The 15,118-nt window shown below is 74.3% G+C and carries 12 protein-coding genes, 1 tRNA gene and 1 pseudogene; 9 read left to right on the top strand and 5 right to left on the bottom strand.

Annotated elements, in window-relative coordinates:
• Window position 1: 1 nt before the first annotated feature.
• The 4 genes from ngg (at window position 2) to MRQ36_RS17675 (ending at window position 4,764) form a co-directional block, all read left to right on the top strand.
• Window positions 2-1,828: an N-acetylglutaminylglutamine synthetase gene (ngg, locus tag MRQ36_RS17690; protein WP_242796925.1), complete on the top strand. Its 1,827-nt coding sequence runs from the start codon at window positions 2-4 to the stop codon at window positions 1,826-1,828.
• The gene (locus MRQ36_RS17685; protein WP_242796923.1) at window positions 1,825-3,000 is read left to right on the top strand and encodes an osmoprotectant NAGGN system M42 family peptidase; all 1,176 of its coding nucleotides are present in this window, start codon (window positions 1,825-1,827) and stop codon (window positions 2,998-3,000) included. Before ngg ends, MRQ36_RS17685 begins: the two co-directional genes overlap by 4 nt.
• Before the next feature lie 328 nt (window positions 3,001-3,328).
• Window positions 3,329-4,258, top strand: coding sequence for a ribonuclease Z (locus MRQ36_RS17680; RefSeq protein WP_242796921.1), 930 nt, complete (start codon window positions 3,329-3,331; stop codon window positions 4,256-4,258).
• Window positions 4,255-4,764, top strand: coding sequence for a GNAT family N-acetyltransferase (locus MRQ36_RS17675; RefSeq protein WP_242796919.1), 510 nt, complete (start codon window positions 4,255-4,257; stop codon window positions 4,762-4,764). Before MRQ36_RS17680 ends, MRQ36_RS17675 begins: the two co-directional genes overlap by 4 nt.
• A 164-nt stretch (window positions 4,765-4,928) precedes the next feature.
• Here the strand turns inward: MRQ36_RS17675 and MRQ36_RS17670 are convergent, their stop codons facing one another.
• Together MRQ36_RS17670 and MRQ36_RS17665 are read right to left on the bottom strand one after the other, a co-directional pair.
• Window positions 4,929-6,299 (bottom strand): cystathionine beta-synthase, encoded by a 1,371-nt coding sequence (locus MRQ36_RS17670; protein WP_242796917.1) that lies wholly within the window; start codon window positions 6,297-6,299, stop codon window positions 4,929-4,931.
• Window positions 6,300-6,374: 75 nt separating this feature from the next.
• The gene (locus MRQ36_RS17665) at window positions 6,375-6,731 is read right to left on the bottom strand and encodes a YkvA family protein (protein WP_242796915.1); all 357 of its coding nucleotides are present in this window, start codon (window positions 6,729-6,731) and stop codon (window positions 6,375-6,377) included.
• Window positions 6,732-6,905: 174 nt separating this feature from the next.
• On the opposite strand from MRQ36_RS17665, the gene MRQ36_RS17660 reads away from it, so the two are divergent.
• From MRQ36_RS17660 to MRQ36_RS17645, 4 genes and pseudogenes are all read left to right on the top strand, one after another.
• Window positions 6,906-7,952, top strand: a complete 1,047-nt coding sequence (locus MRQ36_RS17660) for an SGNH/GDSL hydrolase family protein (RefSeq protein ID WP_242796913.1) — start codon at window positions 6,906-6,908, stop codon at window positions 7,950-7,952.
• 105 nt (window positions 7,953-8,057) lie between these two features.
• Window positions 8,058-8,855, top strand: coding sequence for an SGNH/GDSL hydrolase family protein (locus MRQ36_RS17655; RefSeq protein ID WP_242796911.1), 798 nt, complete (start codon window positions 8,058-8,060; stop codon window positions 8,853-8,855).
• Window positions 8,856-8,932: 77 nt separating this feature from the next.
• A complete protein-coding gene (locus MRQ36_RS17650; protein WP_242796909.1) occupies window positions 8,933-10,195 on the top strand; it encodes an acetyl-CoA C-acetyltransferase in 1,263 nt (420 codons plus the stop codon).
• Window positions 10,196-10,234: 39 nt separating this feature from the next.
• Window positions 10,235-11,494, top strand: a pseudogene (locus MRQ36_RS17645) (CHAD domain-containing protein); the annotation flags it as partial.
• Between the two features lie 223 nt (window positions 11,495-11,717).
• On the opposite strand, the gene MRQ36_RS17640 reads toward MRQ36_RS17645, so the two are convergent.
• The 3 genes from MRQ36_RS17640 to MRQ36_RS17630 form a co-directional block, all read right to left on the bottom strand.
• A complete protein-coding gene (locus MRQ36_RS17640; protein WP_242801192.1) occupies window positions 11,718-12,038 on the bottom strand; it encodes a hypothetical protein in 321 nt (106 codons plus the stop codon).
• A gap of 126 nt (window positions 12,039-12,164) precedes the next feature.
• Window positions 12,165-13,001: a Bax inhibitor-1/YccA family protein gene (locus MRQ36_RS17635; protein WP_242796907.1), complete on the bottom strand. Its 837-nt coding sequence runs from the start codon at window positions 12,999-13,001 to the stop codon at window positions 12,165-12,167.
• Between the two features lie 111 nt (window positions 13,002-13,112).
• Window positions 13,113-13,193, bottom strand: a tRNA-Leu gene (locus tag MRQ36_RS17630).
• Window positions 13,194-13,287: 94 nt separating this feature from the next.
• On the opposite strand from MRQ36_RS17630, the gene MRQ36_RS17625 reads away from it, so the two are divergent.
• The gene (locus MRQ36_RS17625; RefSeq protein WP_242796905.1) at window positions 13,288-15,114 is read left to right on the top strand and encodes a hypothetical protein; all 1,827 of its coding nucleotides are present in this window, start codon (window positions 13,288-13,290) and stop codon (window positions 15,112-15,114) included.
• The last annotated feature ends 4 nt before the right edge of the window (window positions 15,115-15,118 follow it).

The following is a 15,118-nucleotide window of genomic DNA, read 5'->3' as shown; positions in this document are numbered from 1 at the left end:
CGTGACCGACACCCTCGCCACCGGAACCGCGCGGACCGATCGGGAACGGGTGCTCGGCCGCCGCCGCGAGCGGGTCGGCCCGGGCGGCGACCCGGTCGCCCCGGGCACCCCCGAGCCCAGCACCCGCCCCGATGACGACGGCGGTGTGGTGCTGGACTGCGGCTGGGGCCGGCTGGTCTTCGGGCAGACCTTCACCGAGCAGGCGGAGGTCGCGCACGTGCTGCGCTCCGAGGCGGCAGGCGCCCGGGACATCTGCATCTATCTGCGCGACCCGCACGTGCTGGTCTCCCGGCTGCCGGACGAGCTGTTCATCGACCCGTCGCTGACCTACCGGCTGCCGCTGGGCGGCCAGCGCCCGACCGCCACCGAGGGCGGCGAGGTCCCCGGGCTGACCATCCGGCCGCTGCGGGACGCCGACGACGCGGACGCGGTGAACCGCATCTACGCCCGCAACGGCATGGTGACCGCCCCGGTGGAGGTGCTGGTCGACAACGCCGGCAGCGACCGCTTCCTGCACCTGGTCGCCGAGGCGGCCACCGGCGAGATCGTCGGCACCATCACCGGCGTCGACCACGTGGCGGTCTTCGCCGACCCGGAGAACGGGGCCAGCCTCTGGTGCCTGACCGTCGACTTCAACACCGCCCCGCCCGGCACCGGACAGGCGCTGCTGTCGGAGCTGGCGGACCGGCTCGACGAGCGGGGTCGGGCGTTCGTCGACCTGTCGGTGCTGGCCGAGAACTCCGGCGCGATCCGCCTCTACGAACGGCTCGGCTTCCACCGCACCGGCACGCTCTGCGTGAAGCGGAAGAACCCGATCAACGAGCGGCTCTTCCTGCCGGCCATGCCCGACGGGTACGACGAGCTCAACCCGTACGCGAAGATCATCGCGGACGAGGCGATGCGGCGCGGCATCCGGGTGGAGGTCACCGACCCGCGCTGGGGTGAACTGCGGCTGACCAACGGCGGCCGGACCGTGCACACCCGCGAGTCGCTGTCGGAGCTGACCTCGGCGGTGGCGATGAGCCGCTGCGACGACAAGCGGGTCACCCGCCGCATCCTGGTGGAGGCCGGCCTCTCGGTGCCGCGCGGCCGGACCGCCACCGGCGAGCCGGACGACCTGGTCTTCCTGGCGGACGTCGGGTCGGTGGTGGTCAAGCCGGCCCGGGGCGAGCAGGGCAACGGCATCACCGTCGGCGTCCGCACCCCCGAGGCGCTGACCGCCGCCGTCGAACTGGCCCGCCGGTTCTGCCCGGAGGTGCTGATCGAGGAGCTGCGCGCCGGCGAGGACCTGCGGGTGGTCGTCATCGACCACGAGGTGGTCGCCGCCGCCGTCCGCCGCCCCGCCCAGATCACCGGGGACGGGGTGCACGACATCACCGAGCTGATCGACCGGCAGAGCCGGCGCCGGGCCGCCGCCACCGGCGGGGAGTCGCGCATCCCGATCGACGACATGACCCGCGAGGTGGTCGCGGCGGCCGGCCACCGGATGCACGACGTGCTCGCCGAGGGCCAGGTGCTCGCGGTACGCCGGACCGCGAACCTGCACACCGGCGGCACCATCCACGACGTGACCGCCGAGCTGCACCCGGTCATCGCCGAGGCGTGCGTGGCGGCCAGCCGGGCGCTGGACATCCCGGTCACCGGGCTGGACCTGCTGGTCCCCGCCGCCGACCGGCCGGAGCACGTCTTCATCGAGGCGAACGAGCGGCCCGGGCTGGCCAACCACGAGCCGCAGCCCACCGCCGAGCGTTTCGTGGACCTGCTCTTCCCCGGCACCCGGGCACCGCAGCGGCTCTGGTCGCCGGCCGGCGCGGCAGGTGCCGCATGAGCCCCCGGCCGCTGGAACTCGACCTCGACTACCTCCGTCAGGTGCTGGTGGAGCTGCTGGAGATCCCCAGCCCGTCGGGGCGTACCGACCACATCCAGCAGTACGTCGGCGAACGGCTCTCCGCCCTCGGCATCTCCTCCACGCTGACCCGGCGCGGCGCGCTGAGCGCCTGCCTGCCCGGCCCCCGGCAGACCGGTGCGGACCGGGCGATCGTGGTGCACACCGACACCATCGGCGGGATGGTGAAGCGGCTGAAGGAGAACGGCCGGCTGGAGCTGAAGACGATCGGTACGCACAGCGCCCGCTTCGCCGAGGGCGCCCACGTGCGGATCTTCACCGACGACCTGGACCGGGTGATCACCGGCCAGGTGCTGCCGCTCAAGGCCAGCGGGCACCGCTACAACGACGACGTCGACCTCCAGGGCGTCGGCTGGCAGCACGTCGAGGTACGGCTCGACGAGCCGGTCGAGGACATCGCCGGCCTGCGCGCGCTCGGCATCGACGCGGGCGACTTCGTGGCGTTCCTGCCCAACCCGATGGTCACCCCCGCCGGTTACGTGAAGTCCCGGCACCTGGACGACAAGGCCGGTGTGGCCGCCGTGCTCACCGCGTTCAAGGCGCTGGTCGACGCGGGGATCACCCCGGCGGTCACCGCGCACCTGCTGGTCACCGTCACCGAGGAGATCGGCCACGGGGCCAGCCACGGCCTCGATCCCGACGTCGCCGAGATCGTCTCGGTGGACGCGGCGGTGGTCGCCCCCGGGCAGCAGTCCCGGGAGGACGCGGCGACCCTCGCGATGGGCGACGGCGTCGGCCCGTTCGACTACCACCTGACCCGCAACCTGGCCGCCATCGCCCGGGAGCACGACGTCGACCTGGTCCGGGACGTCTTCGAGTACTACCGCTCGGACGTCGCGGCGGCCGTCGAGGCGGGCGCGCACGCCCGGGTGGCGCTGCTCGGCTTCGGCGTGGACGCCACCCACGGGCACGAGCGCACCCACCTGGACGGGCTGCGCCACCTCACCCAGCTGCTCTGCCTCTATCTCCAGAGCGACCTGGTCTTCCCCGAGTGGGACGCCGAGCCGGAGGGCGACCTGGCGGACTTCCCGTCCCTGGCGGTCCAGCCGGCGTCCGAGGAGGGCCCGCGCGAGGGCCCGATCGGCATCGACTGACCCCGCCGGTATTCCCCGTCGGTCTGTGATCAGAAATCCGTTGTCGCCGACCCGGAGAAGTGGATAGCGTGGCGGTACACGTGAAAGGAGGTGGTCCAGACTTGTATAGCAATCGGACTCGTGAGGTGGCTGTCCGCTAGCCGCTGTCCTCGACAGTGAGAACTCGTCCGCCGCGAGGCGGGCACAGCACCATCGTCGAGACCGTGTGGCAGCGGTGCGGCGAATACCAGACAGCCACCCGACCCCCGGGGTGCCGACCCAGTCCAGTCGGCCCGTGCACCAGCGCGGAGCGCCCCGGGGGTCGACCCTTTCTGCGAACGGGACCAGCGTGTCGATGCGTGAACTGGTGGTGCTCGGGACGGCCAGCCAGACGCCGACCCGGGTCCGCAACCACAATGGCTACGTCCTGCGGTGGGACGACGAGGTCATCCTCTTCGACCCGGGCGAGGGCAGCCAGCGGCAGCTGCTGCACACCGGGGTCACCGCGACCGACCTCACCCGGATCTGCGTCACCCACTTCCACGGCGACCACTGCCTCGGCCTGCCCGGCACCATCCAGCGGCTCTCCCTGGACCGGGTGCCGCACCCGGTGGCCGTGCACTTCCCCGCCGGTGGCGCCGAATACTTCGCCCGGCTGCGGCACGCGTCGAGCTTCCACGAGACCGCCGAGCTGGCCGTCACCCCGATCGAGGCGGACGGTCAGCGAATCACCCTGGGCGTCGGCACGCTGGAGGCCCGCCGGCTGCGGCACCCCATCGAGACGTACGGCTACCGGCTCGTCGAGCCGGACGGCTGCCGGATGCTGCCGGAGCGGCTGGCCGCGTACGGGATCGCCGGTCCGGCGGTCGGCGAGTTGCTCCGCGTCGGCCACCTCGACGTCGGCGGGCGTCGCGTCACCCGCGACGAGGTGAGCGTGACCCGACCCGGCCAGCGGTTCGCCTTCGTCATGGACACCGGCCTCTGCGACGGCGTGTACGCCCTCGCCGAGCACGCCGACCTGCTGGTCATCGAGTCGACGTTCCTGAGCTCGGAGGCCGCCCTCGCCGCCGAGGTCGGCCACCTCACCGCGGCGCAGGCCGCGCGGGTGGCCACCGAGTCGGGGGTACGCACCCTCGTGCTCACCCACTTCTCCCAGCGGTACGCCGACCCCCGCCGCTTCCACGACGAGGCCCGCGAACACTTCGCCGGGGAGCTGGTGATCGCCGAGGACCTGACGACCGTGCCCGTCCCGCCCCGGCGGGTACCCTCGGCCCGGTGACCGTCACGCTGCGTCCCGCCACCGTCGACGACCTGCTCCCGGTCGGTGCCCTGCACCAGCGGTCCCGGGTGGCCGCCTATTCGTCGTTCCTGCCGGCGGAGGCGCTGGCCGACCCGAGCCCCGAGGCGATGGGGGCGTACTGGGCGGAACGGTGGACCTGGGAACGCGACGAGCACCGGATGACCGTGGCCGAGCGGGACGGCCGGCTGGTCGGCTTCAGCTATCTGGGCCCCGACGACGAGGGCGACCCGGCGACCGGGCTGCTCAACGCCATCCACCTGACGCCGGAGGAACGCGGCCGGGGCACCGGGCGGGCGCTGATGGTCGACGCCCTGGCCGCCATGCGGGCGCGCGGCTGGTCCCGGGCGGTGCTCTGGGTGCTGGAGCGCAACCACGCCGCCCGCACCTTCTACGAGCGGGGCGGCTGGACACCCACCGGCGCGCGCCGCGAAGACCACATCGGCACCGCCCTGGTCCCCCAGCTCCGCTACACCCGAGAGGTGTAAGGAGGGGCCCCCTGTTAACGCCTGCGGTATAGCAGGGGCCCCCTGTTAACACGTGGCACCGCGTGGGGCTGGCTGAGGCCGGGTGGGCTGGGCTGGTGCCGGGCGTTAAGAGGGGCCCCCTGCTATGCACGAGGCGTTAACAGGGGGCCCCTCCTTACCTGCGGTCAGCGGGCGCCGAGGTGGGCCAGCAGGTCCTGCCGGGTGAGCACGCCCTTCGGCTTGCCGTCGACCAGCACCAGGGCCGCGTCGGACTTCTCCAGCAGGCCGACCGCCTCGCTCACCGGCTGACCACCGCCGATCATCGGCAGCGGCTCGGCCATGTGCCGCTCGATCGTGTCGTGCAGGTGCGCCTGGCCGGTGAAGAGCGCGTCGAGCAGGTCCTTCTCGGCGATCGAGCCGGCCACCTCGCCGGTCACCACCGGCGGCTCGGCCTTCAGCACGGGGAGCTGGGAGACGCCGTACTCCCGCATGTAGTCGATGGCGTCGCGGACCGTCTCGGTCGGGTGCACGTGCACCAGCTCGGGCAGGCCGCCCGGCTTGTTGGCGAGCGCGTCGGCGACGGTCGGCTCGGTGCCCGAGTTGTCCAGGAAGCCGTACCGGGCCATCCACGTGTCGTTGAAGATCTTCGACAGGTAGCCCTTGCCGCTGTCGGGCAGCAGCACCACGACCACGTCGTCCGGGCCGGCCTTGCGGGCCACCTCCAGCGCCGCGACCACGGCCATCCCGCAGGAGCCGCCGACCAGCAGCCCCTCCTCGCGGGCCAGCCGCCGGGTCATCTCGAAGGACTCCTTGTCGGAGACCTCCACGATCTCGTCGGCGATGCCGCGGTCGTACGTCTCCGGCCAGAAGTCCTCGCCGACGCCCTCGACCAGGTACGGCCGGCCGGTGCCGCCGGAGTAGACCGAGCCCTCCGGGTCCGCGCCGACGACCTTGACCCGCCCGTCGGAGGCTTCCTTGAGGTAGCGGCCGATGCCGGAGATGGTGCCGCCGGTGCCGACGCCCGCCACGAAGTGGGTCAGCCCACCCTCGGTCTGCTTCCACAGCTCCGGCCCGGTGGTCTCGTAGTGCGAGCGCGGGTTGGCCGGGTTGCTGTACTGGTCGGGCTTCCAGGCGCCGGGGATCTCCCGGGCCAGCCGGTCGGAGACGTTGTAGTAGGAGCGCGGGTCCTCCGGCGCGACGGCGGTCGGGCAGACCACCACCTCGGCGCCGTACGCACGCAGCACGTCCTGCTTGTCCTGGCTGACCTTGTCCGGGCAGACGAAGACGCACTTGTAGCCCTTGAGCTGGGCCACCAGGGCCAGCCCGACGCCGGTGTTGCCGCTGGTCGGCTCGACGATGGTGCCGCCCGGCCGCAGGATCCCCGCGGCCTCGGCGTCCTCCACCATCCGCAGCGCGATCCGGTCCTTCACCGAGCCGCCGGGGTTGAGGTACTCCACCTTTGCCAGGACGGTCGCCCGGATGCCCTCGGTGACGTTACGCAGCCGTACCAGCGGGGTGTTGCCGATCATGTCGACGACGTTGTCGTAGTACTGCACCTCGTTGTGCCCTTCGTTGCGGCGCCGGCGACGGCGGCCGGGCAGACTTCTTCTCGTCGCCCAGGGTACGTGTCGTCAGGGCGTCACATGCCCCGGGATGACCGAGCCGCGAGCGGCCTCCCAGGCGAGGAACCGCTCGGTCTCCGACAGCACGCTGCCGGCCAGCCAGGTGACCATCACCGCGTCGTCGACCAGGCCGAGGACGGCCAGGAACAGCTCCGGCACCACGTCGATCGGGGAGACCACGTACGCCGTCGCGGCCGCCATCATGGCCAGCCGCAGCCCGCCGTCGTACTCGCCCCGGGCGGTGGCCCGCATCATCCGGGGCAACGCCAGCAGGCGCTCACCCAGCGACGGACCGCCCCGTGCGCCGGCCGCCAGTGCCCGGGCCAGCGCGGTGAACGCCGCCGTCCGCTTCAACGTCTTCCCCATGGTCCGCCCCTCTCCGCTCGACCAGCATGCGCCCCGGGCGCAAGCCCCCGGTCCGCCGGCCGGACCGTCCGTCGGCGGCCCTGTCGGAAGTCGTACCCAGAACCGTCGCCTCCCAGCCACCTTCCGGCTGTCACGGGGAGAGCGGGTGGCGGGGCGGCGCGATACTGTCGGCTCATGGGGGACGCTGGTTCCGTCGCACCGGCGGGTTGGCAGCGCGCCCGGCGGATCGCCCGCATCGCGGCGGTCGGCACGGGCGCCACGGTGGCGGCCACGGTCGCCACCGGCGGGGTCCTGCTCGGGCAGGCCCGCCAGGCCCGCCGCACCATCCCGATGGCCGAGGCGCCGCCGCCCCGCTGCGACGGCGTCTACGGCCCGAAGTTTCCCGGCCGGCCGCTCACCATGGTCATCCTCGGCGACTCCTCGGCCGCCGGCTACGGCGTGCACCGCCGCCGGGAGACGCCGGGGGCACTGCTGGCCACCGGCCTGTCCCGGCGGCTGCACCGGCCGGTCCGGGTGCACCGGTTCGCCGTGGTCGGCTCACTGTCGGCCGGGCTGAAACCGCAGGTCGAGTCGGCCCTGGAGTGCGCGCCGGACGTCGCGGTCATCCTGATCGGCGGCAACGACGTCACCAACCGCACCCCGCCGTCGGTGGCGGTGCGCTATCTGGTCGACGCGGTCCGCGCGCTGCGGGCGGCCGGCTGCGAGGTGGTCGTCGGCACCTGTCCCGACCTCGGTGCGATCCGGCCGATCCAGCCGCCGCTGCGCTGGCTGGCCCGACGCTGGAGCCGGCAGCTCGCCGCCGCCCAGACGGTCGCGGTGGTCGAGGCGGGCGGCTGGACGGTCTCCCTGGGCGACATGCTGGGTCCCCGGTTCGCGGCCGAGCCGGCCCGGATGTTCGCCTGGGACCGGTTCCACCCGTCCGCGGAGGGGTACGCGATGGCCGCCGCGGCACTGCTGCCGACCGTGCTGTCGGCGCTCGGCACCGGACCGGACCGCCGCGCGCCGCTCGCCGGGCGCGAAGGCGTACGGTCGCTGCCGGAGGCGGCCCACGAGGCGGCCCGGCACGCCGGCACCGAGGTCAGCGGCACCCAGGTCCGGGGCCGGGACCGGGGGCCGGGCGGGCGTTGGGCGCAGCTGCGCCGGCGGGCCTTCTTCGGCGTCGGGGCGGTGCCGCAGGCCGGCGCCGCCGCCGACTCCTCGACACTGGAGGAACTGGCATGAGCGGGCGGATCGGCGGGCATCCCCCGGTCCGGGCCCATGCCGGCGTCGACCGTCAGGGTGGCGGTGGCGGGCACGGGCGCAGGGCCGGCACGGGGAGGTGGCGTGATGGACGAACGCAGTGAGCTGGCGGTACGGCTCGGGCGGGCCGCGGCGCTCTCCCTGGTCGCCGGCACAGTGGGCGGTGCCGCCGTGCTGGCCGGTCAGGCCATCGCCGCCCGCAACCGCCGGTACGCCCAGCCGGAGCTGAGCCTGGCCCTGCGCGCCACGGTCGGCCGGGTGGGCGCCCCGCCGCTGCGGTTGGTGCTGCTCGGCGACTCCTCCGCGCTCGGCGTGGGCGTCGAACGCTTCGACGAGACCGTCGGCGGGCAGCTCGCCCACCTGCTCGCCGAGGGTCCGACCGGCCGCCAGGTGCACCTGTCCAGCGTGGGGGTGGCCGGATCCCGCTCCACCGACCTGGCCACCCAGGTGGCCCGGGCGCTGCTCGGCGAGCGCCCCGACGTGGCGTTGATCCTGATCGGCGCCAACGACGCCACCGCGCTGGCCCGGCCGGCGGATGCCGCGGCCTATCTCGCGTCGGCGGTACGCCGGCTGCGCGAGGCCCACGTCGAGGTGGTCGTGGGCACCTGCCCCGACCTCGGCGCGGTCCGCGCGGTGGCCGCCCCGCTGCGTCAGGTGCTCGGCTGGTCCGGGCGGCGGGTGGCCCGCGCGCAGACCACGGCCGTGCTGGACGCGGGCGGCAGCGTGGTCGACCTGGCCACCGAGACCGGCCCGGTGTTCCGGGCGGACGCCGGTACGCTCTGCCACGACGGCTTCCACCCCTCCGCCGACGGCTACCGGGTCTGGGCGCACGCCCTGCTGCCGGCCGTCGAGGCGGCGGCGACGGTCGCCTCCCGGCACCACTGACCACCGCCCGGCGGGGTGACATTTCCCGCCGGGCGACCAGCTTCCGCGTCAAGTTACCCGCGCGTTAACGTTGGCTCATGCCGATTGAGTCGTCCCGCGACGCCGTCATCGTCGCCACCGCCCGCTCCCCCATCGGGCGCGCGTTCAAGGGTTCGCTGCGTGAGGTCCGCCCGGACGACCTCGCGGCCACCATCGTCCAGGCCGCCCTGGGCAAGGTCCCGCAGCTCGACCCGACCGAGATCGACGATCTCTATCTGGGTTGCGGGCTGCCCGGCGGCGAGCAGGGCTTCAACATGGCCCGCGTGGTCGCCACCCTGATGGGCCTGGACGGCCTGCCGGGCGCCACCCTGACCCGTTACTGCGCGTCCTCGCTGCAGACCACCCGGATGGCGATGCACGCGATCCGGGCCGGCGAGGGTGACGTCTTCATCTCCGCCGGCGTGGAGATGGTCTCCCGCTATGCCCGGGGCAACTCCGACACGCTGCCGCCGGAGGCGCAGGCGCTGGTCGGTGGCCGCTGGGAGAACCCGCGCTTCGCCGAGGCCCACGCGCGGTCGACGGCCCGCGCACAGGGCGGCGCCGAGGTGTGGACCGACCCGCGCGAGGCCGGTCAACTGCCGGACATCTACCTGGCCATGGGGCAGACCGCCGAGAACCTGGCCCAGGTCCACGACATCACCCGCGAGGACATGGACGCGTTCGGCGTCCGCAGCCAGAACCTGGCCGAGAAGGCGATCGCCGACGGCTTCTGGGCCCGGGAGATCACCCCGGTCACCACGCCGGACGGCACCGTGGTCAGCGCCGACGACGGCCCGCGTGCCGGGGTGACCCTGGAGGCGGTCGCCGGCCTCAAGCCGGTCTTCCGGCCGGACGGCCGGATCACCGCCGGCAACTGCTGCCCGCTGAACGACGGCGCCGCCGCCGTGGTGGTGATGAGCGCCCAGCGGGCGAAGGACCTGGGGCTCACCCCGCTGGCCCGGATCATCTCCACCGGGGTTACCGCGCTCTCGCCGGAAATCATGGGCCTGGGCCCGGTCGAGGCATCGAAGCAGGCGCTGGAGCGGGCCGGCATGACCGTCGACGACGTCGACCTGGTCGAGATCAACGAGGCGTTCGCCGCCCAGGTCATCCCCTCCTATCGCCAGCTCGGCATCCCGGAGGAGAAGGTGAACGTGATGGGCGGCGCGATCGCCGTCGGCCACCCGTTCGGGATGACCGGCGCCCGGATCACCGGCACCCTGCTCAACGCGCTGGACTGGCACGACAAGACCATCGGCCTGGAGACCATGTGCGTCGGTGGCGGCCAGGGCATGGCCATGGTGCTGGAGCGGCTCAGCTGACACCGGTTCGCCGGACACCGGCCCGGGTACCGGTCCGGCATGGCGACGGTCGTGGAGCGGGAACGCAAGTACGCCGGTGACGCCGGGTTCCGGCTGCCGGACCTGACGGGGTGCGGTGGCGTCGCGACGACGTCCGACGCCGCCGCCCTCGACCTGGATGCCGTCTACCTGGACACGGCGGACCTGCGGCTGGCCCGCAGCGGTTTCGCGCTGCGCCGGCGTACCGGGGGGCACGACGCGGGCTGGCACCTGAAGGTCGGGGCGGCGGGCGGCGCCCGCACCGAACACCAGTTCCCCGCCGGCACCGACCACGACGGGCCGCCGGAGGAACTCGTCGCGCTGTTCCGGGCCGCCGCCCGCGGCCGGGACGTCGCCCCGGCGGCCCGGGTCACCACCCGCCGGGTCGAACGCCGGCTGCTCGACGCGCAGGGTCGGGTGCTGGCCGAGGTCGCCGAGGACACCGTCGAGGGCCGGGACCTGGTCACCGGCGAACGGCAGGCGTGGCACGAGATCGAGGTCGAGCTGGTCGAGGGCGACGACGGGGTGCTCGACGCGGTCGAGGAGCGGCTGCGGGCGGCCGGCGCGCGACCCGTACCCGTGTCGAAGTCGCACCGGGCGCTCGCCGGCCGGCTCGCCGCCCTCCGGAGCGGGGACGTCGACGCCGGACCGGCACCCGTGCTGCGCTACGCCGCCGCCCAGCGGGACGTGCTGGTCACCTGCCACCCCGCTGCCCGGGGCGGGGACGAGGACGCCGTCCACGACATGCGGGTCGCGGTCCGCCGGCTGCGGGCCACCCTGCGGACCTTCCGGGGGCTGTGGGACCGCCGGGAGAGCGAGTCGGTACGGGCCGAGCTGCGCCGGGTCGGCGCGCAGCTCGGTGCGGTGCGCGACATCCAGGTGCTGGCCGCGCGGCTCACCGGCGCGGTGCACGCCGAACCGCCCGAACTGGTGCTCGGGCCGGTCGCGGCGCGGCTCACCGCACGCTTCGCCGCCGACCTCGCCACCGCCGTGGCCGACCTGCGGGAGGCGCTCGATGCCGACCAATGGACCGACCTGCTGCGCCGGCTGGACGCCCTGGTCGAGGAGCCGCCGGCACGCCCGGTCGGTCCGCGCTGGATCGACCGGCGGGTACGCCGCGCGCTGACCCGGGCCGACGACCGGCTGGACCGCGCCCTCGCCGAGGCCGCCGACGACGCGCTGCACGAGGCACGGAAGGCGTACAAGACCGCCCGGTACGCCGTCGAGGTGCGCCGGCCGGACGCCGGCCGCCCGGCCGCCACCCTCGTGCGGCGGCTCAAGCAGCTCCAGGACCGGCTCGGCGGCCACCAGGACTCGGCGGTCGCCCGCGAGGTGCTGCGGCGGAGGCGCTGCGCGCGTACGCCGACGGGGAGAACGCCTTCACCTACGGGCTGCTGCACGCGCGGGAGGCGGCCACCGCCGACCGGGACCTGCCGGCCGTCGCGGCGGCCCGGGACCGGGTCCGGCGGCGGAAGCTGCGGCGCTGGCTGCGCGGCTGACCGCGTCAGAGCGCGTCGCGGGTCGCCGCCACCGCCGCGGCGGCCCGGGCCAACACCTCGTCCGGCGGGCCGGCGGCCACCAGGTCGGCGGCGACCACCCGGAGCTGATCGGGCAGCGCCAGGTCGTTCCCCGACCGGGGTACGTCCCGACGCGGCTCGCCCTCGGCGTCGGCAGCCAGGTTGGCGATCTCCTGCACCAGCTTGTGCACCAGGTCGGCCCGGGACACGTTCCCGCCGGTGGCCACCGCCGCCCAGCGGGGCTGCTGCCAGTGCCCCACCTGGCCGACCAGCAGGCCGACCACCCGGAGAAGTTCCGCTGCGCTCATCGGGGCCGAGTCTAGGCGCTGCCCACGGGCCGGGCCGCCGACGTACCCCGGACGGCCCGGCGGGGAAACGGCGACGCCCGCCGCCGCGGTTGCGGAGGCGGGCGTCGCCCGGGTGTGCCGGGGCGGTCAGTCGTCGCCCTGGAAGTAGCTGAGCAGGCGCAGCACCTCCAGGTAGAGCCAGACCAGGCCGACCACGATGCCGAAGGCGGCCGTCCAGGAGTAGCGCTGCGGGAGCCCCATCCGGACGCCGTCCTCGATCTCGGCGAAGTTGAGCACGAAGCTCAGCGAGGCGACCACGATGCAGACCAGGCTGAAGCCGATGGCCAGCGGGCTGCCGTCGCGCAGGTGGGTGTTGACCCCGAACAGGGCCAGCACCAGGTTGATCAGCATGACCGCGAAGAGACCGGCCATCACCGAGATCATGATCCGGGCGAACTTCGGGGTGGCCCGGATGACACGCGCCTTGTACAGCGTCGCCATCAGGAAGAACACGCCGAAGGTGGCCACCACGGCCTGGAGCACGATGCCGTCGTAGAGCGTGTCGAAGGCCTTGCTGACCATGCCGACGAAGACGCCCTCGACGATCGAGTACGCCACGACGAGCGCCGGGTTGGCCATCCGGGAGAACGAGATGATCAGGCCGAGCACCAGGCCGACCACCGCGGCCCCGATCCAGGCGACGCCGACCAGGGCGTCCGGCACCAGCACCCAGGCAGCCGCGGCGGAGACGCCGAGGACGCCCAGGAGCAGCACCGTCTTGACGACGACGTCGTCCAGGGTCATCGGGGTGACCGTGGGCGGGGCGGCCGGGTAGCCGACCCCGGGGTACTGCTGCTGCTGGTACGGCGCGTACTGCTGGGGGTAACCGGGCTGTCCGTACGGCCCGGGCTGGGCGTACCCGGCCGCCCGCTCACGCTCGGCCGCCTGGCCGAGCCGGGCGAGCACCGGGTTCGTGGTCTTCACTGTTCAGGCCTCCCTCAGGGGGTCGTCGCACGATGAACGTGCACCCTCAAGGGTAAACGGGCCTGGATACCCGCGCCGTGCGCGAAGCTGTGGGAAAGCTGAGAGTCTCGGTGCCCGGGGCGGGTCTCGAACCCGCACGCCTTGCGGCAGCCGCTTTTAAGGCGGCCGTGTCTGCCGTTCCACCACCCGGGCGTCGCACCGTGTCGACACGCGGTGCAGTGTCACCGTAACCGCTGCGCGGCGACCCGGCGTACCCCGAGGGGGCCGCGCCACTAGGGTCGAGGCCGTGACCAGCACAGCCCGTACGGCCCCCGGGCCCGATCCCGACCAGGGCGTCCGCCCGGCCGTCGCCGGTCCGTCCCGGGCGGCCCGGCTGCGGGCCGGCCTCGTCCGGCACCGTACGGACCTGCTGGTCGGAGTGCTCTTCGTGGTCCTGGCCGGCTGGCTCACCCACGGCCTGTGGCCAGCCCCGGGGCAGCGGATACTGGCCCTCAACCCGGCGGACCAGACCCTCTACGAGTGGTTCCTCGCCGTCGACTCGCGTGCCCTGCTGGGCGACTTCGGCCTGCTCACCGACCGGCTCAATGCGCCCGACGGGGTCAACCTGATGGCCAACACCACGGTCATCGCGCTGGGGGTGCTGCTCGCCCCGGTCACCCTGGCCGTCGGCGCCCCGGTGACGTTCGCGCTGCTGGTCGCCGGCAACCTCGCCGGCACGGCGGTCGCCTGGTACCTGCTCCTCACCCGGCTGCTGCGGGCCCGCCGGCTCGCCGCCGGGCTGGGCGCGGCGCTCTGCGGCTTCGGGCCCGGCATGGTCTCGCAGAGCAACGCCCACCTGCACATGACCGCCCAGTGGCTGGTCCCGGTGATCGTCTGGCTGGTGGTCCGGCTGCTGCGGGCCGCCGACCCGGCCGCCCACCCGGACGGGCCGGACCGCCGTCGGCTCGCCACGTCGGCGCTGGGCCTGGCCGGCGCGGTCACCGTCCAGGTCTTCGTCGGCGAGGAGGTGCTCTTCCTCACCGCGCTCACCCTGCTGGTCATGGCGGTCGCGTACGGGGTGGCCGACCGGGCGCTGCTGCGCCGGGCGCTGCCCGCCTTCGCCGGTGGACTGCTGGTGGCCGCCGGGTCGGCGCTGCTCGTGCTGGCGTACCCGCTGTGGTTCCAGTTCGCCGGGCCGCAGGGCGTCTCCGACGGGATGTTCAGCCCGCACTACTTCTCCGCCGACCTGAGCAGCTGGTCGACGATCTCCCCGCTCTCGGTGCTGGGCGGCGACCGGGCGTCCCGGCTCACCACCGGCCCGGCCGAGTTCAACACCTTCCTCGGCTGGCCGCTGCTGCTGGTCACCGCCGCCTGCGCGGGGTGGCTCGGGCGACGCGCGGTGGTGCTCGCCTGCGTCGCCGGGGCGGTGGTGATGGCCGCGTTCTCGCTCGGGCCGGAGGTGGTCCTCGGCGGCACCCGGACCGGACTGCCCGGCCCGTACGCCCTGCTGGGCACGTTGCCGGTGGTCGACGGCGCGCTGCCGATGCGGTTCGGCCTGGCCGTGCTGCCGTTGGCCGCCACCCTGCTCACCCTCGCCGTCGACCGGGCGCTGCGGGAGCCGGGACGGGCCCGTCGGCTGGTGCCGTTGGGCGTCGCCGCCGCGCTGCTGAGCGTCTTCCCGTCGCCGCTGCCCACCACCGACCGCCCGGCGGTGCCCGAGTTCATCAGCGGCGGCCACTGGCGGGACTGCGTACGCCCCGGCGGGGTGCTGGTGCCGGTGCCGGTGGCCACCCCGAAGGAGCCGTGGCCGATGGCCTGGGCGACCGCCGCCGACGCCGGGTTCGGCATGCCGGAGGGTTTCTTCATCGGCCCGTACGGGCGGGGCGGCTCGGCGACCATGGGCACCTTCAAGCGCCCCACCTCGGCCCTGCTCGCCGACGTGGCGAAGCGGGGGGTCGCGCCGGCGGTCGGGGACGTCCAGCGCCGGCAGGCCGCCCGGGACGTCCGCTTCTGGGGGGCGTCCTGCGTGGCGCTGACCGACGACGCGCCGCACGCGCAGACCCTGCGCGGCACCCTGGAGCAGCTCTTCGGCCCACCCACCCGGGTCGCCGACGCCTGGACCTGGCGGGTCTGATCCC

It is taken from the genome of Micromonospora sp. R77 (assembly GCF_022747945.1).
Taxonomy (GTDB): Bacteria; Actinomycetota; Actinomycetes; order Mycobacteriales; family Micromonosporaceae; genus Micromonospora.
Note: the sequence above shows the minus strand (reverse complement) of the source record. Positions and strands in the feature narration are given on the sequence as shown.

Excerpts from the sequence above, each read along its gene's own strand:
- MRQ36_RS17685 (WP_242796923.1), top strand. The coding sequence starts at position 1,825 with ATGAGCCCCCGGCCGCTGGAACTCGACCTCGACTACCTCCGTCAGGTG.
- MRQ36_RS17665 (WP_242796915.1), bottom strand. The coding sequence starts at position 6,731 with ATGGGGAAGACGTTGAAGCGGACGGCGGCGTTCACCGCGCTGGCCCGG.
- MRQ36_RS17660 (WP_242796913.1), top strand. The coding sequence starts at position 6,906 with ATGGGGGACGCTGGTTCCGTCGCACCGGCGGGTTGGCAGCGCGCCCGG.
- MRQ36_RS17655 (WP_242796911.1), top strand. The coding sequence starts at position 8,058 with ATGGACGAACGCAGTGAGCTGGCGGTACGGCTCGGGCGGGCCGCGGCG.
- MRQ36_RS17650 (WP_242796909.1), top strand. The coding sequence starts at position 8,933 with ATGCCGATTGAGTCGTCCCGCGACGCCGTCATCGTCGCCACCGCCCGC.
- MRQ36_RS17640 (WP_242801192.1), bottom strand. The coding sequence starts at position 12,038 with ATGAGCGCAGCGGAACTTCTCCGGGTGGTCGGCCTGCTGGTCGGCCAG.